This is a genomic window from Streptomyces sp. NPDC033136 (assembly GCF_055578235.1).
Window position 1 is genome coordinate 268,754 of record NZ_JBVIPD010000004.1, and the last position, 22,231, is coordinate 290,984.

The following is a 22,231-nucleotide window of genomic DNA, read 5'->3' on the forward strand; positions in this document are numbered from 1 at the left end:
ACATGTGCGGAATTGTCGGTTACATCGGGAAGCGTGACGTGGCGCCCCTGCTCCTGGAGGGCCTCCAGCGCCTGGAGTACCGCGGCTACGACTCCGCGGGCATCGTCGTCACGTCCCCGAAGACGTCCGGCCTGAAGATGGTCAAGGCCAAGGGCCGGGTCCGTGACCTGGAGGCCAAGGTCCCGGCCCGCTTCAAGGGCACGACCGGCATCGCCCACACCCGCTGGGCGACCCACGGCGCCCCCTCCGACGTGAACGCGCACCCGCACCTGGACGCCGAGGGCAAGGTCGCCGTCGTCCACAACGGCATCATCGACAACGCCTCCGACCTGCGCCGCAAGCTGGAGGCGGACGGCGTCGAGTTCCTCTCGGAGACCGACACCGAGGTCCTCGTCCACCTCATCGCCCGCTCGCAGGCCCCCAAACTGGAGGACAAGGTCCGCGAGACCCTCCGGCTGATCGAGGGCACGTACGGCATCGCCGTGATGCACGCCGACTTCCCCGACCGCATCGTCGTCGCCCGCAACGGCTCCCCGGTCGTCCTCGGCATCGGCGAGAAGGAGATGTTCGTCGCCTCGGACATCGCCGCGCTGGTCGCCCACACGCGGCAGATAGTCACGCTGGACGACGGCGAGATGGCCACCCTCAAGGCCGACGACTTCCGCACGTACACCACCGAGGGCACCCGCACCACCGCCGAGCCCACCACCGTCGAGTGGGAGGCCGCCTCCTACGACATGGGCGGCCACGACACCTACATGCACAAGGAGATCCACGAGCAGGCCGACGCCGTGGACCGCGTGCTGCGCGGCCGCATCGACGACCGCTTCTCCACCGTGCACCTGGGCGGCCTGAACCTGGACGCCCGCGAGGCCCGGCGCATCCGCCGCGTGAAGATCCTCGGCTGCGGCACCTCGTACCACGCGGGCCTGATCGGCGCCCAGATGATCGAGGAACTGGCCCGCATCCCCGCCGACGCCGAGCCGGCCTCCGAGTTCCGCTACCGCAACGCGGTCGTCGACCCCGACACCCTCTACGTCGCGGTCTCCCAGTCCGGCGAGACCTACGACGTGCTGGCCGCCGTGCAGGAGCTGAAGCGCAAGGGCGCTCGGGTCCTGGGCGTGGTGAACGTGGTCGGCTCGGCGATCGCCCGCGAGGCGGACGGCGGCATCTACGTGCACGCAGGCCCGGAGGTCTGCGTGGTCTCGACCAAGTGTTTCACCAACACCACGGTCGCCTTCGCCCTCCTCGCCCTCCACCTGGGCCGCACCCGCGACCTGTCGGTCCGCAACGGCAAGCGGATCATCGAGGGCCTGCGCAAGCTGCCCGCCCAGATCGCCGAGATCATGGAGCAGGAGGAGGAGGTCAAGAAGCTGGCCCTGCAGTTCGCCGAGGCCCGCTCGATGCTCTTCATCGGCCGCGTCCGGGGCTACCCGGTGGCCCGTGAGGCCTCCCTGAAGCTCAAGGAGGTCTCCTACATCCACGCCGAGGCCTATCCCGCCTCCGAGCTCAAGCACGGCCCCCTGGCCCTCATCGAGCCCGCCCTCCCGACGGTCGCGATCGTCCCCGACGACGACCTCCTGGAGAAGAACCGCGCCGCCATGGAGGAGATCAAGGCCCGCAGCGGCAAGATCCTCGCGGTGGCCCACCAGCACCAGGAGAAGGCCGACGAGACCATCGTCGTCCCGAAGAACGAGGACGAACTCGACCCGATCCTGATGGGCATCCCGCTCCAACTCCTGGCGTACCACACGGCATTGGCGCTCGGCCGCGACATCGACAAGCCCCGCAACCTGGCCAAGTCGGTGACGGTCGAGTAACTGACCTTCCTTCAGGGGCGCGGGGAACGGCGCGAACAGCCACGACGCACCCGCACAGGCTGACGAAAGAGGACGGCCCCCCCGTGCCGCCACGACCGGCACGGGGGCCCGTTTTCATCGCCGGGAAGCCGCCCAACTCCCCGGCCGGCAGCGCGTAGCGGACGTGCCGTGGGCCGGTGTGCGAGCGCCGGGGTGACCGCGCCCCAGGCCACCGCACCCGCGGCCACGGTGACCCACCCACCGGCCTTCGCCGGCCCGTCGTTCCCGGCGAGCACGGCGATCACGGCCAGCACGAGCAGCACCAGCGCCACGGAGAACAGCCGGTACTGGACCATTGACACGGCGTCAGCGGTCGATGCGCCGCCGATCGCAGTGGGGTACCCCAACCCGAAGGCCAACAGGGCGATTCCCAGGGCGAGTCGACCGGCCGCGGTCGTGATTCCGCTCCCCACGGAGACGTCTTCGCCCAACGGCGGGCTCCCTTCGTGCGTGTGCGGTGGTGCGGTGAGCGATATATGCCCTTCACAAGGGCACAAACACCTCTGCGCGCGAGTAGATTCGCGCGTGGCACCAAGGGAGTTGACGGCCCCGGGTCCGGGGCTCAGGGAATGACGATGACGGGCCGCTGCGCCCGCTTGGCGAGCCGCCCGGCGACGGAGCCGAAGATCCGCCCGACGATGCCGTGGGTCGACCCGACGACGATCGCGTCGGCCTCGTACTCCCGGCCGACCTCCTCGAGTTCGTGGCAGATGTCGCCGCCGCGCTCGACCAGGATCCAGGGCACCTCGGCGAGGTAGTCCGCGCAGGCGAGTTCCAGACCGAGCACCTCGGTGCGGTGGTCCGGCACGTCCACGAAGACGGGTGGCTCACAGCCGGCCCACACCGTGGTGGGCAGCCGGTTGGCGACGTGGACGATGATCAGGCCCGACCCGGAGCGATGGGCCATGCCGATCGCGTACGCCAAGGCGCGCTCACTGGACGTGGAGCCGTCGAAGCCGACGACGACCCCGTGCTTGAAGGCGGGGTCGCAGGAGTGACGTGGCTCTTCCGCCGCCTCGGGCTCGGCCGCCGTGGGATCGGCGACGGGCCGCTTGCGGTCCGCGGGTTCGAAGAATTCGTGACCGGCCATGGCTGTCTCGGCGTTGTGATCCTTTATGGGTGGGACAACGGTGTGCGGCTGAGCTGTGTCCGGGAATGGTCTTCCCAACCCCATACCCCCAAGGGTACGGCGACACGCCTCCTTGGCCCAGATCCCGCTCACCGTGCGCACGGGTTCCAGGGAGCATGCACGAGGCGGCGCCCGTAACGCAATGGTTGCTGCGCTGTACAGGCGGTTTGCACAGGATTCACTGACCCGTGGGGCGATCGGGCCGTCCAGTGACCGACGCCCCGGCCGCGCGTTGAACCCCGTGAGTCACGCCACAGGGAGCATGCTTTGTCCGGACCCCACCCCGCCTCCGAGGCGGACCGCGCGACCCCGCCGCCGCGGGACACCGCGACGGACGTGGTCCGCTGGGCTGCCTTCAGCTGCCTGCTCGTCCCGGCCGTACTCCTCGCCTCCGGCACCTCGTTCGCCGACGCCGCGGGCACCACCCTCGGGCTCGCGGCCGGCACGGGCGCCTGCCGGATCCTGCTGCGCCAGTCCGAGCGCGGCGCGGCCCGCCTCGCGGCCGAGGACCGGGCACCCCACCGGGGACGGCGTCACCGCACCGGAACGGGGTCGCACCGGGGTGGACGGCACACCGGAGGGGATACACCGGTCGGCTGACCGGTTTCCGCGCACAGGCACGCTGCTTTTCAGCCAACTTCCCGCACCTGTGCATTCCCCTCCCCCACCACCCCCCAACCCCCGTTCGACCTGCACGGAAAGGGCCTCAGGGGCCCTGCGCACCCTACGTGGATTGGCCACTGCCACAAGGCGCACTTCCCCGCACGCTCCACGAGTGCAACGCTTCGTGATCGAATGCTTCACGCCAAGTTGCCAAGTCGACAATGTGCCGAGTGCCGAACCGGCCACCTCGGCACGACGGGACACAGTAGATTCGATCTTGACTGTCTACGGCGGGGGACTCGTGCAGGACCGAGGGGAAACGTGCAGGAGCGACACAACCGAGGAGCCGCGACCACCGAGGGGGGCTTAGCAGTATGAGCCACGACTCCACTGCCGCGCCGGAAGCCGCGGCCCGGAAGCTTTCCGGGCGACGCCGCAAGGAGATCGTCGCGGTGCTGCTGTTCAGCGGCGGCCCCATCTTCGAGAGTTCCATACCGCTGTCGGTGTTCGGGGTTGACCGCCAGGACGCCGGCGTACCGCGCTACCGCCTGCTGGTGTGCGGGGGCGAGGACGGTCCGCTGCGGACCACAGGGGGACTCGAACTCACCACACCACATGGCCTGGAAGCGATCTCGCGCGCGGGCACGGTCGTCGTACCGGCCTGGCGTTCGATCACTTCTCCGCCACCGGAGGATGCGCTCGACGCACTGCGCCGGGCCCACGAGGAGGGCGCCCGCATCGTCGGGCTGTGCACCGGCGCCTTCGTCCTCGCGGCGGCGGGCCTGCTGGACGGCCGTCCCGCGACGACACACTGGATGTACGCGCCGACGCTGGCCAAGCGCTACCCGTCGGTGCACGTGGACCCGCGTGAGCTGTTCGTCGACGACGGCGACGTGCTGACGTCGGCGGGCACGGCCGCGGGCATCGACCTGTGCCTGCACATCGTGCGCACGGACCACGGCAACGAGGCGGCCGGAGCCCTGGCCAGGCGCCTCGTCGTGCCGCCGCGCCGCAGCGGCGGACAGGAGCGCTACCTCGACAGGTCTTTACCCGAGGAGATCGGCGCCGACCCGCTCGCCGAGGTCGTCGCCTGGGCGCTGGAGCACCTCCACGAACAGTTCGACGTGGAGACACTGGCGGCACGCGCGTACATGAGCCGGCGTACGTTCGACCGCCGCTTCCGCTCGCTCACCGGGAGCGCTCCGCTGCAGTGGCTGATCACGCAGCGGGTGCTCCAGGCGCAGCGCCTGCTGGAGACGTCGGACTACTCGGTGGACGAGGTGGCGGGACGCTGCGGCTTCCGGTCGCCGGTCGCCCTGCGCGGGCACTTCCGCCGCCAGCTGGGCTCGTCCCCGGCCGCGTACCGGGCCGCGTACCGCGCCCGGCGCCCGCAGGGCGAGCGGCCCCAGGACACCGAGGCCGCCGCGGGCGGTCCCGGCTCCGGCATGGGTCATCCGGGCCACCCGGGGCATCCCGGCCAGCCCGGCCAGGCGCCCGCACTGCATCCGGAGCACCCGGTGCCGCTCCAGTCCCGCCGTACGGCGGCCGCGAGCGGGGTCGGGGCGTCCCCGGCGCTGTCGGCGAGCCTGCCGGGGCAGCGCAGCGCGACCTGATCCGGCCTGCGGGGCCCGCGAGGAGCACGCCTCCTCGCGGGCCCCGTGCCTTTCCGGGCCCCGTGCCTTTCCCGGCACTGCCGGCTCAGCCCGGGGCGGCGCGCCGTAAGGTTAGACACATGAACGATCGCATGGTGTGGATCGACTGCGAGATGACCGGCCTCTCGCTGTCGGACGACGCGCTCATCGAGGTGGCCGCCCTCGTCACCGACTCCGAGCTGAACGTGCTCGGCGAGGGCGTGGACATCGTCATCCGGCCGCCGGAGCGGGCCCTGGAGACGATGCCGGATGTGGTGCGTCAGATGCACACCGCGTCCGGGCTGCTCGCCGAGCTGGCAGCCGGCACGACGCTGCAGGACGCCGAGGAGCAAGTCCTGGCGTATGTGAGGGAGTTCGTCAAGGAGCCGGGCAAGGCCCCGCTGTGCGGCAACTCCGTCGGCACGGACCGCGGCTTCCTGCTGCGGGACATGCCGACGCTGGAGGACTACCTGCACTACCGGATCGTCGACGTGTCGTCGGTCAAGGAGCTGGCCCGCCGCTGGTACCCGCGGGCGTACTTCAACAGCCCTCAGAAGAACGGCAACCACCGGGCACTCGCCGACATCCGCGAATCCATCGCGGAGCTGCGCTACTACCGCGAGGCCGTCTTCGTCCCGCAGCCCGGGCCCGACTCGGACACCGCGAGGAAGATCGCGGCGAAGCACGTCCTGCCTGCTCAGTAGGCAGGACGGGGCGCCGCCGGGGGGCGCCGCGAAAGCCGGGCGCGAGCACCCCTTCGGACCCTGTACACTTTTTCTCGGCCGGTCGGGGACATCACTGATCTCCAAGCCGGTCATGGTGGGTGTAGCTCAGCTGGTAGAGCACCTGGTTGTGGTCCAGGATGCCGCGGGTTCGAGTCCCGTCACTCACCCTGAATGATCAAGGGCTGACCTGGTAAAACAGGTCAGCCCTTCGTCATGTCTGAGGTCATGGGAACACGGGTGGGAACCGATCGTGGGATCCGGGCCGTATCGTCCCAGCATGGCGAGCATCGTGGAGCGACCCCAGAAGAGCGACGCCGTCACCTATCAGGTGAAGTGGCGCCAGGACGGCGAGTGGCAGAACGAGCGCTTCGGAGAGAAGCCAGCAGCCGAGCAGTTCGAAAAGCTCAAGCAGGTCTGGGCCGAGGTGCTCTGTGAGCCGGTCCGGTGACCGAGGAGAAGCCCAGGGCCTGGGTCGGCGACCAGGCGTACGACGCCAGCGCGGGCAAGGAAGGCATCGTCAGCGACGTGAAGAGGGACGGGACGTACATCCTGCGCGGGGTCCACTCGTTTGCCCTGAGGTGGACGGCCCCGAGCGCCGAGAAGTTGACCGTAACCGTCCCGCGCCTGGATCGCGTCAAGAAGAAGCGAGGGGCGTGATCGTACAGAGCAGCGCGTTCCCCTGGCCGGGCGACCTCACGGACGAGCAGGGGTACGAGTTCCTGGACGAGGTGACCAGGGCGGCTCAGGACGCCGGGAGCCACGCAGCTTTTCTCCACGCGCTGGACGTTCTCGTGGACCAGCATGCACCCACCCCCGCACTCCCTCACGGGGTCATGCCGTAGCGGCTCCCACCGTCCCCCGTGAGGACAGAGAGGAGCCCCGGCCGTCCCGTGCGGATGCTGTTGGCGAATGTCGCGCGGCGGGAGCCAAGTGTCCGCACGGTCTCAGCGACACGCCGCGTACACGGCGTGTCGCTGAGACTCTCGCACCACCTGTCGGCCGTCCGCCGAATGTGGACATCCCGCTCCCGGGTCCAGCGGCACGACCAGTCGATCTCGCTGGTGATCTCCTAGATGCTGTCGGGCGGCAGCACCTTCCGAGTCTCCCGGACGGCCGCCTCCACTGCCGCCTCGTAAGCGGCTCGGGCACGTTGGTGGCGGATCCTGGTGCGGTGAGCCTGCGGCGCCATCCGGGCCTCAGCCCCTCGCTCCCTGCCACGCTTCCGCCAACTCCCCCACCTCTGTGAACCGTTCGGCCGGGTCGGCCCGCGTGGCGCGTTCCACCACCGCCCGTTGCGCCGCCGTGCCCCGCCAGGCGCGTTCCTCGTCGCCGGCGTCCAGGAGGAGGCGGAGGGCGCGGCCCAGGGCGTGCACGGTCGTGCGGGTGTCGATGCGGGAGCCGCGGCGCCATTCCTCCGGGGCCATGTAGCGCCGCGAGCCCGGCAGGCGTTCCGCCTCCAGGACGAACGGACCCGGGCGGTACTCGTCCAGGTCGATCAGACGGATCGCGCCGCCGTCGAAGTCGTACAGGAACGCGCCGTCGTAGAGATCCACGGCGACAAAACCCGCGGCCTCCACGGCCAGGTGGGCATCCAGGAGGCGGTCCACGGCGCGGAGGACGCGAGACAGCGGCAGGGCCCGGAAGCGGGCCAGGGGATGGTCCGGGGCGGAGCGGCCTCCGTGACTGCGGAGGGTGGGGTGGTAGACGACCTCTCCGTCGTGCCACGGCATCACCACCACCGGGCCGCCGGAGCGTGCCTCGAAGCGGTGGAGCTGGGGGACGATCACCGGGTGGCGTACCGCGCGGTGGAAGGTCCAGGCCCGGTTCAGCGACGCACGGGCCGCGACCGTCGTGGCCTCCTTCACGAACCAGCGTTCGCCGTTCGCGAGCCGGACTCCGTACGAGACGCAACCCGAGTCCTGGTCGCGGAAGGCGCGGAAGACCTCGCCCACCGCGCCCACGTACGACTCGACCCGATCGACCTCGGTCGCGTCCAGGAGGGGATGGCCCGTCACGACGACGACCGGTGCACCAGCTTCGTCGCCAGCACCATCTGGCGTCGTTCCGGGGCGCGGGACGCCAGGGGGCGGCGGTCGGCGACCTCCGAGAGGAGGAGGTCGATCATCCGGCGGCCCATCTCCTCGATGGGCTGGCGGACGCTGGTGAGGGGCGGGTCCATGTGGCGGGCTATGGCGGAGTCGTCGTAGCCGACGAGCGCGACGTCGTCGGGGATGCGGCGGCCCGCCTCGCGCAGGGCCTGGCGGGCACCGGCCGCGGTGACGTCGGAGGCCGCGAAGACGGCGTCCAGGTCCGGGCGGCGCTTCAACAGCGCCGTCATCGCGCGCAGACCGCCCTCCTCCGTGAAGTCGCCCGGCTCGATCAGCGCCTCGTCCCCGGCCAGGCCCGCGTCGCGCAGGGCGTCGCGGTAGCCGTCGATACGACGCTGGGCACCATAGACGTCGAGGCGGCCGGTGATGTGGGCTATCCGGCGGCGACCGCGGGAGAGCAGGTGCTCGACGGCCTGGCGGGCACCGCCGTAGTTGTCGGAGTCCACCGAGGCCAGTGTCTCCCCGGCCGACCGGGGACCGCTGATGACCGCCGGGATCTCCAGCTGGGCCAGCAGGTCCGGCAGCGGGTCGTCGGCGTGCACCGAGACCAGCAGGACGCCGTCCACCCGGTGGGCCGCCAGGTACTGCGCGAGGCGCTGACGCTCGCGGTCACTGCCCGCGAAGATCAGCAGCAGCTGCATCTCCGTCTCGGACAGCTCCGCCCCGATGCCCTTCAGCATGTCCGAGAAGTACGGCTCCGCGAAGAACCGGGTCTCCGGCTCGGGCACGACCAGCGCGATCGCGTCCGTACGGTTCGCGGCGAGGGCGCGGGCCGCGGTGTTGGGGACGTAGCCGAGCTCGGCCACCGCCGCCTCGACCGCCGCGCGGGTCGCGTCGCTGACCCGGGGCGAGCCGTTGATCACCCGGGAGACGGTGCCGCGGCCCACACCGGCGCGCGCCGCCACCTCTTCAAGGGTGGGCCGGCCCCCGCTCCGGCTCCGCGCTCCGTGGCTTGCCATGGGCTCCGCCTTCCTTCGTGTGTCACGCTGGCTGGAATCTAACAGCCCCGTCAGAGCCGGTGCCCGCCCCCGGGAGCCGAGGCTTCCTGGGGCTCCGCTTCGGCCCGGACGCGTCCTGCGCGAGCGGCCCGGCGGCCGAAACGAGTCAGTCGCGCAAGCGCGCGAGCGCTCCCACGAGTCCAGTTAACAGCCCGATAACTGAACGCATTTCGCGGCGCTCGCTCCCTTGACACCCTCGCCCCGACCCGCAACCCTTCAACACATCACTGGTGGGAGCGCTCCCACGGTACCTGACACATACACATCCCGCACGTTCCCCGCCCGAGCCGCAGCGAGTAAAAGGGGCCCAACCATGCAGTTGGCCGGGGGGTCGGCACGTCAGGGCAACAGGAGGACGACATGCGAGCACGCATCCGAACCGCCCGCAAGGCGATGGCCCTCGCGGCCGCCGCGTCGCTGGGCGCCGGGCTGCTGGCCGGCTGTGCCGACGACGGCGGCAACAACTCGGGATCGTCGGGTGACAGTGACGGCAAGACCGTCGTCACCCTGGGTCTCTTCGGCACCTTCGGCTTCAACGAGGCCGGTCTCTACGACGAGTACGAGAAGCTCAACCCGAAGATCAAGATCGAGGAGAACGTCACCCAGCGGAACGAGAACTACTATCCGGCGCTGGTCAACCACCTCACCACCAACGCCGGCCTGATGGACATCCAGGCCATCGAAGTCGGCAACGTCGCCGAGGTGGTGGCCACTCAGGCGGACAAGCTCGAGGACCTGTCGAAGGCGCCCGGTGTGAAGCCGGACAACTGGCTGGACTGGAAGTGGCAGCAGGCCACCACGCAGGAAGGCCGGACGATCGGCCTCGGCACCGACGTGGGACCGGTGGCCATCTGCTACCGCAAGGACCTCTTCGAGAAGGCCGGGCTGCCCACCGACCGCGAGGAGCTGGCCAAGCGGTGGGCCGGCGACTGGAAGAAGCTGGTCGAGGTCGGCCAGGAGTACCAGAAGAACGCCCCCGAGGGCACCACCTTCATGGACACCCCCGGTGGCCTGATGAGCGCCATCCTCGGCAGTGAGAAGGTCAGGTTCTACGACGAGTCCGGCGAGGTCATCTACAAGGACAACCCGGTCGTCAAGGAATCCTTCATGCTGACCGCGGAGGCCGCTCAGGACGGGATGGTCGGCTCCCTGGCCCAGTTCCAGCCGGACTGGAACACCTCGGTCGCCAACAGCAAGTTCGCCGCGATCGCCTGCCCGCCGTGGATGCTCGGCACGCTCAAGGAGCACTCGAAGCCGGAGGCCAAGGGCAAGTGGGACGTGGCCGTCGCGCCGAAGTCCGGTAACTGGGGCGGCGCCTTCCTCACCGTGCCGAAGAGCGGCAAGAACGTGACGGAGGCCCAGAAGCTGGCGGCCTGGCTGACCGCCCCGGAGCAGCAGGCGAAGCTGTTCGAGGTGCAGGGCAACTTCCCGAGCGCGCCCTCCACGTACACCACACCGGCGATCACGGGCGCGAAGAACGAGATGACGGGTGACGCGCCGATAGGCGAGATCTTCGCCGAGGCGGCGAAGACCACCCCGGTTCAGGTCATCGGCCCCAAGGACCAGATCATCGGGTCGAGTCTGAACGACAACGGCCTCGTCCTGGTGACGAAGGGCAAGTCGCCGGAGGAGGCCTGGAAGACGGCGACCAAGACCATCGACAACAACCTGGACAAGTGACCCGTATGGCCGCCCGCCACGACACCGCCGCGCCCCCTGCCGAGAAGGGGGGCGCGGCCCCGGCCCGCCCCGGCTCGGGCGGGCCGTCCCCCTCCGTGGACGAGCGCCGCCGCGCCCGGTTGTCCCGCCGCTGGCAGCGGGACATGCGCTGGAGCCCGTACGCGTTCGTCTCGCCGTTCTTCCTGCTGTTCGTCGCGTTCGGCCTGTTCCCGCTGGTGTACACCGGCTGGGCCTCGCTGCACCAGGTGGAGCTGACGGCGCCCACGGACATGACCTGGGCGGGGCTGCACAACTACACCCGGATCTTCGACGACGACTTCTTCTGGAACGCGGCGAAGAACACGCTGATCATCGGCATCATCTCCACCGTTCCGCAGTTGCTGATGGCGATGGGCATCGCCCACATCCTCAACTACAAGCTGCGCGGCTCGATCTTCTACCGGGTCGTGATGCTCGCTCCGTACGCGACGTCGATCGCCGCCGCCACGCTGGTGTTCGCCCTGCTCTTCGGCCACGACTACGGAATGATCAACTGGGTTCTGCACCAGGTCGGCATCGGCGGGATCGACTGGCAGAACGACACGCTGGCCTCGAAGATCGCCGTCTCGACCATCATCATCTGGCGCTGGACCGGCTACAACGCGCTGATCTACCTGGCGGCGATGCAGGCCATCCCCAACGACCTGTACGAGTCGGCGGCACTGGACGGGGCCAACCGCTGGCAGCAGTTCTTCCATGTGACGCTGCCGTCGCTGCGGCCGACGATCCTGTTCACGTGCGTCGTGTCGACCATCGGCGCCAGCCAGGTGTTCGGCGAACCGCTGCTGTTCGACGCGACCAAGAGCGCCTCGGGCGGTGCGGAGCACCAGTTCCAGACGCTGGGCCTGTACCTGTACGAGCAGGGCTGGGTGAACCAGCACCTGGGCCGGGCCTCGGCGATCGCATGGACGATGTTCCTCATCCTGATCGTCATCGGCATCGTCAACTACGTCATCTCGCGCCGGCTGCGCGCCAGCAGTTAAGGAGTTGTGGCCGTGACGACGACTGTGACACCCGTCGACCGGACGCCCGTCAAGGAGCAGAAGCGCTCGCGCCTGCCGAAGTCCGCACGGGCGGGCGGAACGCTGCACGCCGGGCCGATCGCCTACGTGATCCTGGCCCTGTTCACCGTCTGCTCGCTGTTCCCGCTGGTGTGGACGGCGATCGCCGCCTCCCGCGACAACAACCGGCTGGCTCAGTCCCCGCCGCCGTTCTGGTTCGGCGCGGGCCTCTTCGACAAACTGGAGGTCGCCTGGAAGGACGGCAACCTCGGTGAGGCGTTCCTCAACACCACGATCGTGGCGGGCACTTCCGCGGTGACCATCGTGTTCCTCTCGACGATCGCCGGGTTCGCCTTCGCCAAGCTGCGTTTCAAGGGCCGCGGCGCCATGATGCTGATCGTGATCGGCACGATGATGGTGCCGCCGCAGCTGAGCGTGATCCCGCTGTACATGATGGTCGCCAAGCTGGAATGGACCGACCAGTTGCAGGCGGTCATCTTCCCCTCACTGGTCAACGCGTTCGGTGTGTTCTTCATGCGGCAGTACCTGATCCAGGCGCTGCCGGACGAGATCATCGAGGCGGCCCGCGTGGACGGCGCCGGCAGTTGGCGCGTGGTGTGGCACGTGGTGTTCCCGACCGCGCGGCCCGCGATGGCCGTACTGGGCATGCTCATGTTCGTGCAGACCTGGAACGACTTCCTGTGGCCGTTCCTCGTCCTCACCCGGATGGGCAACCCGACCGTGCAGGTCGCGATCGCCGGGCTGGGCCGCAGCTACACGCCCGACCAGTCCCTGATCATGGCGGGCTCGCTGCTGGGTACGCTGCCGCTGCTGCTGGTCTTCGCCATCTTCGGCAAGCAGATCGTGGGCGGCATCATGCAGGGCGCCGTCAAGGGCTGACGCCCTGGTCCGTTCGCCCGAGAGCCGGGTCACCGCCGCCCCGGCTCTTTCCTCTTCCCCCCTGTTCCACCTCTTCCACCTCTTCCACCTCCGCAACGTCGGTCCTCACGACCTCCAATGGGAGCGATTCCATGCCTGACTCCGAAATGCCGGCCACCCCGGTGACCTTTCCTCCCACCTTCCTCTGGGGCGCGGCGACCTCCGCGTACCAGATCGAGGGCGCGGTACGGGAGGACGGCCGTACCCCGTCGATCTGGGACGTCTTCAGCCACACACCCGGCAGGACGAGCGACGGTGACCACGGCGACATCGCTGTCGACCACTACCACCGCTACCGCGACGACGTGGCGCTGATGGCGGAGCTGGGCCTGGGCGCATACCGCTTCTCGGTCTCCTGGTCGCGGGTGCAGCCGACGGGCCGGGGCCCTGCCGTCCAGAAGGGGCTGGACTTCTACCGCCGCCTGGTCGACGAACTGCTGTCCCACGGCATCAAGCCCGCGATCACCCTCTACCACTGGGACCTCCCCCAGGACCTGGAGGACGCGGGCGGCTGGCCGGAGCGCGACACGGCGCACCGCTTCGCCGAGTACGCGGGGATCGTGGGCGAGGCGCTCGGCGACCGGGTGGAGCAGTGGATCACGCTCAACGAGCCCTGGTGCGTGGCGTTCCTGGGCTACGCCTCCGGGGTGCACGCCCCGGGACGCACGGAACCGGAGGCGGCGCTGAAGGCGGCGCACCACCTGAACCTGGCACACGGCCTCGGCACCTCGGCGCTGCGCTCGGTGATGCCGGCCCGCAACACGGTCGCGGTGAGTCTCAACTCCGCCGCGGTGCGGACGGTTTCCCAGGACCCGGCGGACCTGGTGGCGGGCCGGAAGATCGACGACCTGGCCAACGGTGTCTTCCACGGCCCGATGCTGCACGGCGCCTACCCGGAGTCGCTGTTCGAGGGGACGGCGTCGGTCACGGACTGGTCGTACGTCATGGACGGTGACCTGGCGCTGATCAACCAGCCGCTGGACGCCCTGGGCCTCAACTACTACACGCCGGCTCTGGTCTCGGCCGCGACGGAGGAGATGGCCGGCCCGCGTGCGGACGGACACGGGGAGAGCACGCACTCGCCGTGGCCGGGCGCGACCGACGTGATGTTCCACCAGACGCCGGGCGACCGTACGCAGATGGGCTGGACGATCGACCCGACCGGCCTGCACGACCTGCTCATGCGCTACACGCGGGAGGCGCCGGGTCTGCCGCTGTACATCACCGAGAACGGCGCGGCCTACGACGACAAGCCCGACCCGGACGGCCGCGTCCACGACGCGGAGCGGATCGCCTACCTGCACGGCCACCTCACCGAGCTGCGCCGCGCCATCGACGACGGCGCGGACGTCCGGGGCTACTTCCTGTGGTCTCTGATGGACAACTTCGAGTGGTCCTTCGGTTACGGCAAGCGGTTCGGCGCGGTGTACGTCGACTACGCCACGCTCGCCCGGACGCCGAAGTCGAGTGCCCGCTGGTACTCGGAGGTGGCCCGGACGGGGACGCTGCCGCCGGTCGACGGGGTCTGACCGCGGCGTCCTTCGGGCCCGGTCGGGGGGCCGGGCACCGGTGCGGGGACGCGGCCGTCTCGTAGGGGTCCTTTCACTATGAGCGTCCGATCAGGTCGCTCACAGTGAAAGGACCCCTTACGGTCGCGTCCCCGCGCGGCGTTCGTCAGGCGGCGTCGTCGAGGACCTGGCGCAGTTCCCCGGGCAGCTCCAGGTCGGCGGCCGCGAGGCACTCGTCGAGCTGGGCCACCGAGCTGACGCCGATGATCGGCACGACGGCGGGCTCCCCACCGGTCAGCCAGGCCAGGACCGCCTGGATCGGGGTCACGCCCAGTTCGTCGGCCACCTTGGCGAGGGCCTGCAGCCGTCGCTCGGTGCCGGGGTGGAGGTAGTGCTCCGGCAGCGGCCTCTCCGGTCGCCCGTAGGCGCCGAAGAGCAGGGTGGTGTACGCGAACATGGTCAGCCCGTGGCCGCGCACATAGTCCAGCAGCTCGTCGCTCGCGTGGACGTGGCCGCCCTCGGGCAGCGTGGTCTTCGGCCGGGGCTGGAGGTAGGAGTAGCGCTGCTGGACGACGGTGTACGGGGTCCAGCCGTGCCGCTCGGCCAGGGACCGGGTCTCGGCCAGCCGCCAGGCGGCGTGGTTGCTCGCGCCCAGCGACCGGGTCTTGCCGTCGGTCACGGCCTGGTGGAAGGCGGCGAGGGTGTCCTCGTCGGGTGTGGTCCGGTCCTCGCGGTGCGCGTAGTAGACGTCCACGTGGTCGGTGCCCAGTCTGCGCAGGGTGCCTTCCAGCTGCTCCCGGATCACCGCGGGCGCGAGCCCCTCGGCCTGCCCGTCGCTTCCGGGGCCGGAACCGACCTTGGACGCGATGGTCAGGCGCTCACGGCCGCCCCGGTCCTTCAGCCAGCGGCCCAGCACCGTCTCGCTCTCGCCGCCGCTGCCGCCGGGGACCCAGAACGAGTAGCAGTTGGCCGTGTCGATGGTGGTCCCGCCGGCTTCCACGAACCGGTCGAGGATGGCTAATGAGGTCTGCTCGTCCACGGTGGTGCCGAACGGCATGGCGCCCAGGCACAGCCTGCTGACCATAGTGCCGCCGCCATCCAGGGATCGCTGTCGCATCGTTCCTCCGAGCTCGTACTCGTACGTGGTGGGATCGCTGAAGAGGTCCGCCCGCGTCTTGCGCGGGCGGACGCCGGTGACACCGTAGGAGAAGCGGTGGCCGGCCGGGACGCCTGCGAAACGATCTGGCTGCTTCGGACGGGCAGTCGTCCGGCGGGCGCCCCTGCCGGACGACTTTCAGCCGGTGGGGACCGTCAGCGTGAGCGCCTGCGCACGGTGGTCGGACATGCCGCGGCTGTCCACCATCCGGTAGGTGTGGACCCTCACGGGCTCGCTGGTGAACGCCCAGTCGAGCCGCCAGAGCGCCGGTCCGCCCGCGGGCCACGAGGTGGGGTACGTCTGGTCGTTGGCGGGCAGGGCGTCCCGCAGCCGGGTGCCGAGTCCGCGCACCTCGCCCATGGCCGCGGTGCCGTTCATGTCGCCCGCCACCACCACGGGCAGCCGGTTCTCGCCGAGGTCCTGCTCCAGGGCCCGGTAGGTCGCCTGCCGCCGGACCTCCTGGGCCCGCATGAAGGCGGTGAACTCCGCCGAGGAGGGGTCCATCGAGATGTCGAGCTGCACCGGGACGTGGATGTTGTAGAACGTCGTCGTACGGCCGTCGATCCGCAGGTCGGTACGCAGCACCTTGTACCGGTAGTAGTCCGGGAACCGTCCGTCGGGTGGCCTGCCGATGTCCGGGTCGGACAGGTACGGCCAGTTGTCCAGGCCCCGCCAGTCCTCGATCGGGTACCGGGACATGGTCAGGATCTCCCCGACGGCCGCTACGTGGAACCCGGGGAAGCGCTCGCGGAGTTCGGCCACGTGGTCGGCGCGGATCGGGCGGTGGCCGGCGACGTCCCAGGAGACGTGCTCCTGCAGCAGGTAGACGTCGGCCCGCTGCGCCTTCAGATACGCGTAGAACTCGTCCGGGTCGCCGCCGTCGCTCCAGTACTCGGTGTTCCAGGAGAACACCCGGACCGCCCCCTGCGGTACGGCCGACCCGCCGCCGAGACCGGGCAGCGCGTGGACGTTCAGTCCCGTCAGGGGCAGGCCGAGCAGCAGGCAGCACAGCGCGGCCGCGGCCAGCCGGAGGCGGGCGGGGCGAGCCAGCGGGGCGAGTGCCGCCAGGAGCAGCGGGACGACCGCGAACGTCAGGGGAGGCAGCAGTTCCAGCGGTCTCCACCACCAGTGCCCACCGGTGAGGACGAGGAACGCCGTCAGGAACGCCGCCCACAGTGCGACGGCGGCGGTGAGCAGCCGGGCCGCCCTCAGGCCCCGCGGCCGGGGCGGGGCCGGGGCCGGGGCAGGGGCCGGGGCCGCCCGGATCTCCTCCTTCGCGAGCGGCGTGCTCATGCCGTCATCCCGGGCCTCTGCTCCGGTGCCTTCCAGGTCCGCTCCCCGGCGGCCGGCCACTGGGACTCGTACAGCCGACGGAAGCGGCCGGACACCAGCCAGTGGACGCTGCCCACCGCGATGCCCGCCGAGATGGCGACGTTCGTGGCGAAGGCCACCGTGGTGAACACGGTGAGGAAACGCCATCCGCGGCGGCCGCGGACGTAGCGGTACATCGGCAGGTCGCCGGCGACCGACAGGCCGGCCAGGGCTGCCGGCACCGCCAGCCACCAGGGGCCGAGGAGGGCGAGCGGCAGGGTGGCGACGGCGCCGAGCGCGGCCACCGCGCCCATCGACCGGGACGCGGTCTCGAACCCCTTGGCGAAGCGCCGGCGCCGTGCGAACAGGGGGACCCTCAGCCGGGCGCGGCGGAACAGCTTGCGCATCAGGGGCAGCAGCTTGTCGTCGTCGTCATGCCGTCCGAGGACGTGAGGGGTGACCCTGATCTGGTAGTGCTCCGACATCCGCTCGCCGTAGTCGACCTCCTCGGTCTGCCGCAGCCGCGGGTTGAACGGGCCGATCTCCGTGAAGACGCGGCGCGGGATCGCGGTCAGCGAGGAGAACAGGAAGCTGACCGTGCCGAGCGAGTCCATCCGCCAGCAGTAGGCCTGCAGGACCCGGCACTCCTCGACGACGCTGTCCCGGATCAGCGGCTCGTCCTCGTAGATGCCGCACACCGCGCCGTACTCGGGGTGGGCGAGCAGTTCCTCGACGGCCTTCTCCACGGCGTCGGGGCGCAGGGCCACGTCCGAGTCGACGAAGAACAGGATCTCGCCTCGGGCCGCGGCCGCGCCGGTGTTGCGGGCCACGGCGACACCGCTGTTGCGGGGTGTCTGCAGCACGGTCACGTCCCGGCTGCGGGCGGTCTCCAGGGAGTCGTCGGTGCTGTGGTCGTCGACCACGATCACCTCCAGCGGGGTGTACGTCTGCTGGAGGGCGGCGTCCACGCAGAGACCGATCGAGTTGCCGTAGTTGTAGTTCGGGATGACGACCGACACGAGAGGTCGGGGCACGGGGGTCCTCCTGGAGGGGCGTGAGAGGTGGCGGGTGGCGAGGAGCGTGCCGCCGGGCGCGGTGCCGGGCTGCTCAGAAGAAGGCCTTGGCCAGGCTCAGGGCGCCCTGTTTCCAGGGCTCGCGGCTGGTCCGGCCGGTGGACGCCGTCGCCCGGGCGGTGGCCTGGCTGGTGCGCCACCACCGGTAGGTGCTGAGGATGGCGTCACGGTTGGAGTGGCGGGGGGACCAGCCGAGCACCTCGCGCACCTTGTCGGTGCTGACGTAGGAGTCGGCGCGCAGCTTGTGGATCAGCCGGCCGTACACGGGGGACAGCCGCAGCCGGCTCAGCAGTTCCAGGGTCACGACGGCGGGCGTGGCGGGGACGGAGACCACCCGTTTGCCGTGTCCGGCGGCGTCCAGTACGGCCTGGAAGTCCTCCCTCAGGGTGCCGAACTCGGCGGCGGCCAGGTTGAAGGTGTCGTCGGCCCTCTCCGCGGGTGCGGTGAGCGCGGTGGCCACGGCGTCGACCAGGTCGTCGACCGAGAACATCTGGATGCGTACGTCACCCCGGCCGAGGACGGGGAAGTTGCGGCCCTCCTCCGCCCATTCGAAGAGCATGGCGAACAGGCCCATCCGGCCCGGGCCGAGGAACGTCTTGGGCCGCAGGATCGGGACGCACAGTCCGCGGGCGCGGAACTCCTCGGCGACCTCCTCCGCGCCGGACTTGGCCCGGCTGTAGGCGTCGACGGGGCGGCGGGGGTGGTCCTCCGTGGTGGGGACGACGTCCGGCAGGCCGTAGACCGCGGTGGAGGAGATGTGCACGGCGCGTTCCAGTCCGGTGTCCTGTGCGGCCCGCAGTACGGTCCGGGTGCCGTCGACGATGATCGAGCGGATCTCGTCCTCCGGGTAGCTGGGCAGGGCCGCCGCGGTGTGCACGACGGCGTCGGCACCGGTCAGGGCGGCGCGCACGCGGCCGGCGTCCCGTATGTCGGCGGTCAGGTGTTCCACGCCGGGCACCGGCTCCATGGGCGGCCGCAGGTCGAGACTGCGCACCCGCAGACCCGCCGCGGCCAGCGACCGGGTCAGGTTCCCGCCGAGCATGCCGCTGCCGCCGGTCACGACCACCGTATTCACCACAGCGACGACACCTTCTCCCGGACGAAGCGGGTGACGAGACGGGTCAGTCCGGTCGCGAGGGTGCGGTCGAGCCGCTCCAGGAAGATCTCCACGTCGGCCGGGTCGGCGACCAGAGGTGGGCCGACGACCAGGGGGTTTCGGCCGTTGAGTGTGTAGTAGGCGTAGATGTCGTGGTCCTGGTAGAGGGCGTTGATGACGGCGCAGGTGACGAGCTTGGTGCCGAACTGCGGGTCCTTGGCCAGGCCGCTCGGGGCGAGCCGGGCGACGAGGTCGAGTGCCTTGGGACTGCCCAGGAACGCCCCCCACAGGGCGCCGGCGCCGCGGACGTCGGTGACGATGTCGGAGTGTTCCTTGGCGATCCGTTCCAGGCCGGGGCCGAGGACGTTCTCGATCGCCCTGGCGCGGGCCGGGAAGTCCTCCTCGACGGCGACGTTGATCGCCTCGATGGCGGTGGCGCACTCCTCGCCGAAGCCGTAGTAGGTGGTGCTGGTGCTCTGCAGCAGGGCGTCCTGGAGGCTGTCGTACGCCTTGCGGAAGACGGGACGGCGGGCGACGTACGCGGAGATGGAGGACTTGCCGCCGCCGAAGGACTTCGACGTCGTCACCACGTCGGGTATGAGCCCGGGGTACCGCATGAAGTAGAACATGGTCCCGGTCTTGCCCCAGCCGGTGTAGATCTCGTCGAAGATCAGGACGATGTCCTCCCGGGTGCACAGCTCGCGCAGACCGCGCAGGAACTCCTCCGAGCACCAGCGGATGGTGGAGGCGCTGAACGGCTCGATGAGCAGGGCGTACACGTCGGACCGGCCCTTGGCGTCGCGGCTCGCGTCCACGGCGGCCCGTACGGAGTCCAGGTCGCCGTAGGTGAAGGGGACCACTCCGGGGATGCCGGGGAAGGCGAAGTGGTTCTGCGCGCCGCCGGTGAGGCTGCCCGAGCCGAGGAGCTTGCCGTGGAAGCTGATGTCGCTGCGCAGGATCGTGTTGCGCCGGCCGCCGTGGTACTTGTACGCGAGTTTGACCGCGCCCTCGACGGCCTCCGCGCCCGAGTTGGGCAGGAAGGACATGTCCAGGTCTCCCGGGAGCACGGCGGCCAGGTTGTGCGACAGGGCGGCCAGGTAGGGCGAGAAGTAGGTCTTGTGGACCTCCATCCGGCCGCGTTCGGCGAACCGCCGACGGGCCTCGATGATCCGCGGGTGGTTGTGGCCGTGGTTGAGGACGCCGACGCCGCCGGTGAAGTCGAGGATCCGGCGGCCGTCGCGTGTGTGGACGTACGCGCCCTCCGCCCGGTCGACCAGTTCCCGGCCGAACCCGAACGACGTCATCAGGGACACCTGGCTCTTGTTGACGTACTGGCGGTACAGGCCGTGCACCTGGTCGACGGACAGTTCCTCGGCGTCGTCGATGCTCATCAGTTCTGTCATGCGGCGGTCCTCTTTCTCAGCGGGGCGGGAACGGTGCGGCGGCCGTGCAGGACGACCGCGCCCAGGGCGGCGCCGGAGGTGGTGAGCTCGGCGAGGAGGGTCAGCACCCGGCTGACGAGCGCGGCGGCGACGGCTGCGGGCCACGGCAGGACCGTGGCGAGGGCGGGCGCCAGCAGCAGTTCGCGGACGCCGGCGCCGTCGGGTGCGAACACCACGAGGGTTCCGCCGACGGTGGCGAGGGCGAACCCGCCGACGGCGGCGGGCAGCGCGGGCAGCGGGTCGGCGCCCAGCAGTACCGCGATCACCCAGACGTGCAGGCCCGACAGCACCCAGGAGAGGGTCTGGTAGACGATGGAGCGGCGCAGGTCCCGCGGCCGGCCCGGGGTGGCCGGCGGCGGACGCCGGGCGATCCGGGCGGCCAGGCACGCCACGGTGTGAATCAGGTCGGGCCGGGCCGCGAGGGCCGCCAGCAGGGCCAGGGGAAACAGCAGCCACCAGGCGCCGTCGGCCAGCAGGGCAGGTGCGACCAGCATGCCGACCGCACCGCCCGTGAGCAGTACGATCACCAGGTTGACCAGGTACGTCCCGGCCATCTGGGCCTTGGTGGCACCGGCCTGCTCGCCCATCCGGATCTGGGCGATCAGTCCCCAGACCCGTCCCGGCACGAACTTGCCCAGGAAGCCGACGAAGAACATCCGCATGCCGGTGCGGGTGGGCACGGGCACCGCGATCGCCGACAGCGTCAGCATCCAGGCGCGGGTGCCGCACAGCAGACCGGCCGCGGTGACCAGGACGGCTCCCAGCAGTGCCGCGAGGGAACCGCCGTGGAGCAGTCCGAGCAGCACGGACCAGTCCTGGCCGTGCAGGGCGACACCGGCACCGGCCACCACCGCCAGCGCGAACAGCACGGCCAGCGCGCGGCGCGCCCCGCGTCTCATCGGACGCCCGCTTCCGGAGGCATCGCGGCGGGAAGGGCGCCTTGGCCGCGCAGCCGGCGCACGGCTCCCACGGCCAGGCCGGCCACGATCGCCAGTTGGGCGAGCAGATGCACGGCCAGGAAGTAGGCGAGGAAAGCCAGCCCGCGCTGCCGGCGCACGAACCCCGGCAGACCCGGGTCGGCCAGCAGGAAGAGGGCGAGGAACAGCAGGGGTACGACCGCGAGCACGGGTGCCGCGGGGGCCGCGAGCAGGAGCGGGAGAGTGGCCACGAACAGCGGGGCGCCGAGCACTCCGAGCGCGGGGTTGACCACCACGCCGCCCGAGCGCATGCGGTGGGCCCCGGCGAACCCGGCCAGCGGCAGGGACCGCCGGAACTGCTCCCGCAGCATGTCGGCGAGCCGTGAGCAGTCGTCGTGCCGACCGACGACCGTGTCGGTGAGCCGGATGCCTGCGACCCGGACCAGCCGGTCGCTGTATTCGACGTCCTCGGCGTCCCGCAGTGACTCGTGGAACGGGCCGGCTGCGGCGAAGACCTCCCGGCGTACCGCCGCCAGGGCGAAGACGGCCGTACCGACCCGTCCGACGCTGCGTCTGCGCCACCAGTGCGCGTGCAGCACGCGGTAGTGCTCGACGGGGCCGTCGTCGAACAGCGGGCGGGTGTCGTACGTGCCGTGCACCAAGCCGCACTCGGGGTCGTCGCGGAGTACCCGCAGCGCGTTCGCGAGGGCGTCGGGTCGCAGGGCCACGTCGGAGTCGACGAAGAAGAGGACGTCTCCCCGCGCCTCACGCGCGCCGAGGTTGCGGGCCGCGGAGACGCCCTGGTTGCCCGCTCCCGCGATGAGCCGGCACGGGTAGGAGGCCGCGATCTGTGGCGACCGGTCGGTGGATCCGTCGTCGACGACGATCACTTCGCAGGGCTGGTGGGTCTGGGCGAACACCGCGTCCAGGCAGGCGGCGAGTGTCTTCTCGTAGTTGTAGTTGGGGATGATGACGGAGACGGTCGGTTCGTCAGGGTTCACAGGGCTGTCCTCATG

21 protein-coding genes and 1 tRNA gene are annotated in these 22,231 nt (G+C 70.6%); 12 read left to right on the plus strand and 10 right to left on the minus strand.

The features are described 5' to 3' along the window. Positions 1 to 2 precede the first annotated feature (2 nt). Positions 3 to 1,820, plus strand: coding sequence for a glutamine--fructose-6-phosphate transaminase (isomerizing) (gene glmS, locus ACZ5TL_RS09460; RefSeq protein WP_468588797.1), 1,818 nt, complete (start codon positions 3 to 5; stop codon positions 1,818 to 1,820). A 601-nt stretch (positions 1,821 to 2,421) separates the two neighbouring features. On the opposite strand, the gene ACZ5TL_RS09465 is transcribed toward glmS, so the two are convergent. Beyond that, positions 2,422 to 2,949: a universal stress protein gene (locus ACZ5TL_RS09465; protein ID WP_468588798.1), complete on the minus strand. Its 528-nt coding sequence runs from the start codon at positions 2,947 to 2,949 to the stop codon at positions 2,422 to 2,424. A 306-nt stretch (positions 2,950 to 3,255) separates the two neighbouring features. On the opposite strand from ACZ5TL_RS09465, the gene ACZ5TL_RS09470 reads away from it, so the two are divergent. The 7 genes from ACZ5TL_RS09470 (at position 3,256) to ACZ5TL_RS09500 (ending at position 6,789) form a co-directional block, all read left to right on the plus strand. Then, positions 3,256 to 3,588: a hypothetical protein gene (locus ACZ5TL_RS09470; protein ID WP_468588799.1), complete on the plus strand. Its 333-nt coding sequence runs from the start codon at positions 3,256 to 3,258 to the stop codon at positions 3,586 to 3,588. Positions 3,589 to 3,965: 377 nt separating this feature from the next. After that, positions 3,966 to 5,204 (plus strand): helix-turn-helix domain-containing protein, encoded by a 1,239-nt coding sequence (locus ACZ5TL_RS09475; protein ID WP_468588800.1) that lies wholly within the window; start codon positions 3,966 to 3,968, stop codon positions 5,202 to 5,204. Between the two features lie 119 nt (positions 5,205 to 5,323). After that, positions 5,324 to 5,926, plus strand: coding sequence for an oligoribonuclease (gene orn, locus ACZ5TL_RS09480; RefSeq protein WP_468588801.1), 603 nt, complete (start codon positions 5,324 to 5,326; stop codon positions 5,924 to 5,926). A gap of 115 nt (positions 5,927 to 6,041) precedes the next feature. Next, positions 6,042 to 6,114, plus strand: a tRNA-His gene (locus ACZ5TL_RS09485). 110 nt (positions 6,115 to 6,224) lie between these two features. Next, positions 6,225 to 6,395, plus strand: a complete 171-nt coding sequence (locus ACZ5TL_RS09490) for a hypothetical protein (protein WP_468588802.1) — start codon at positions 6,225 to 6,227, stop codon at positions 6,393 to 6,395. Continuing rightward, positions 6,392 to 6,604 carry a hypothetical protein gene (locus ACZ5TL_RS09495; protein ID WP_468588803.1) on the plus strand — a complete coding sequence of 71 codons (213 nt, stop codon included), beginning with the start codon at positions 6,392 to 6,394 and terminating at the stop codon, positions 6,602 to 6,604. Before ACZ5TL_RS09490 ends, ACZ5TL_RS09495 begins: the two co-directional genes overlap by 4 nt. Further along, positions 6,601 to 6,789 carry a hypothetical protein gene (locus ACZ5TL_RS09500; RefSeq protein ID WP_468588804.1) on the plus strand — a complete coding sequence of 63 codons (189 nt, stop codon included), beginning with the start codon at positions 6,601 to 6,603 and terminating at the stop codon, positions 6,787 to 6,789. The genes ACZ5TL_RS09495 and ACZ5TL_RS09500 overlap by 4 nt, the downstream gene beginning before the upstream one ends. 354 nt (positions 6,790 to 7,143) lie before the next feature. Here ACZ5TL_RS09500 and ACZ5TL_RS09505 read toward each other — a convergent pair whose 3' ends face one another. Continuing rightward, complete coding sequence (locus tag ACZ5TL_RS09505; protein WP_468588805.1) at positions 7,144 to 7,962, minus strand: protein kinase family protein; 819 nt, start codon at positions 7,960 to 7,962, stop codon at positions 7,144 to 7,146. Beyond that, positions 7,959 to 9,014 carry a LacI family DNA-binding transcriptional regulator gene (locus tag ACZ5TL_RS09510; protein WP_468588806.1) on the minus strand — a complete coding sequence of 352 codons (1,056 nt, stop codon included), beginning with the start codon at positions 9,012 to 9,014 and terminating at the stop codon, positions 7,959 to 7,961. The genes ACZ5TL_RS09505 and ACZ5TL_RS09510 overlap by 4 nt, the downstream gene beginning before the upstream one ends. Before the next feature lie 399 nt (positions 9,015 to 9,413). Between ACZ5TL_RS09510 and ACZ5TL_RS09515 the strand changes: the two genes are divergently transcribed. The 4 genes from ACZ5TL_RS09515 to ACZ5TL_RS09530 all read left to right on the plus strand — a co-directional run bounded on the left by ACZ5TL_RS09515 (position 9,414) and on the right by ACZ5TL_RS09530 (position 14,241). Next, positions 9,414 to 10,733, plus strand: a complete 1,320-nt coding sequence (locus ACZ5TL_RS09515; protein ID WP_468588807.1) for an ABC transporter substrate-binding protein — start codon at positions 9,414 to 9,416, stop codon at positions 10,731 to 10,733. A gap of 5 nt (positions 10,734 to 10,738) precedes the next feature. Continuing rightward, on the plus strand, positions 10,739 to 11,755 hold the full coding sequence (locus tag ACZ5TL_RS09520) for a carbohydrate ABC transporter permease (RefSeq protein WP_468589002.1): 1,017 nt from the start codon (positions 10,739 to 10,741) through the stop codon (positions 11,753 to 11,755). Between the two features lie 12 nt (positions 11,756 to 11,767). Beyond that, entirely contained in the window at positions 11,768 to 12,673 is a 906-nt protein-coding gene (locus ACZ5TL_RS09525; RefSeq protein ID WP_468588808.1) for a carbohydrate ABC transporter permease, read from the plus strand. A 131-nt stretch (positions 12,674 to 12,804) separates the two neighbouring features. Further along, positions 12,805 to 14,241, plus strand: coding sequence for a glycoside hydrolase family 1 protein (locus ACZ5TL_RS09530; RefSeq protein WP_468588809.1), 1,437 nt, complete (start codon positions 12,805 to 12,807; stop codon positions 14,239 to 14,241). Positions 14,242 to 14,386: 145 nt separating this feature from the next. Here the strand turns inward: ACZ5TL_RS09530 and ACZ5TL_RS09535 are convergent, their stop codons facing one another. From ACZ5TL_RS09535 to ACZ5TL_RS09565, 7 genes are all read right to left on the minus strand, one after another. Beyond that, a complete protein-coding gene (locus ACZ5TL_RS09535; RefSeq protein ID WP_468588810.1) occupies positions 14,387 to 15,337 on the minus strand; it encodes an aldo/keto reductase in 951 nt (316 codons plus the stop codon). A gap of 177 nt (positions 15,338 to 15,514) precedes the next feature. Beyond that, the gene (locus ACZ5TL_RS09540; RefSeq protein ID WP_468588811.1) at positions 15,515 to 16,669 is read right to left on the minus strand and encodes an endonuclease/exonuclease/phosphatase family protein; all 1,155 of its coding nucleotides are present in this window, start codon (positions 16,667 to 16,669) and stop codon (positions 15,515 to 15,517) included. After that, a complete protein-coding gene (locus ACZ5TL_RS09545; RefSeq protein WP_468588812.1) occupies positions 16,666 to 17,721 on the minus strand; it encodes a glycosyltransferase in 1,056 nt (351 codons plus the stop codon). The genes ACZ5TL_RS09540 and ACZ5TL_RS09545 overlap by 4 nt, the downstream gene beginning before the upstream one ends. Before the next feature lie 73 nt (positions 17,722 to 17,794). Continuing rightward, positions 17,795 to 18,838 carry an NAD-dependent epimerase/dehydratase family protein gene (locus ACZ5TL_RS09550; protein WP_468588813.1) on the minus strand — a complete coding sequence of 348 codons (1,044 nt, stop codon included), beginning with the start codon at positions 18,836 to 18,838 and terminating at the stop codon, positions 17,795 to 17,797. Then, positions 18,832 to 20,259 (minus strand): aspartate aminotransferase family protein, encoded by a 1,428-nt coding sequence (locus ACZ5TL_RS09555; RefSeq protein ID WP_468588814.1) that lies wholly within the window; start codon positions 20,257 to 20,259, stop codon positions 18,832 to 18,834. The genes ACZ5TL_RS09550 and ACZ5TL_RS09555 overlap by 7 nt, the downstream gene beginning before the upstream one ends. Then, the gene (locus ACZ5TL_RS09560; protein WP_468588815.1) at positions 20,256 to 21,197 is read right to left on the minus strand and encodes a lysylphosphatidylglycerol synthase domain-containing protein; all 942 of its coding nucleotides are present in this window, start codon (positions 21,195 to 21,197) and stop codon (positions 20,256 to 20,258) included. Before ACZ5TL_RS09560 ends, ACZ5TL_RS09555 begins: the two co-directional genes overlap by 4 nt. Next, positions 21,194 to 22,216, minus strand: coding sequence for a glycosyltransferase family 2 protein (locus ACZ5TL_RS09565; RefSeq protein WP_468588816.1), 1,023 nt, complete (start codon positions 22,214 to 22,216; stop codon positions 21,194 to 21,196). The genes ACZ5TL_RS09560 and ACZ5TL_RS09565 overlap by 4 nt, the downstream gene beginning before the upstream one ends. Positions 22,217 to 22,231 lie beyond the last annotated feature (15 nt).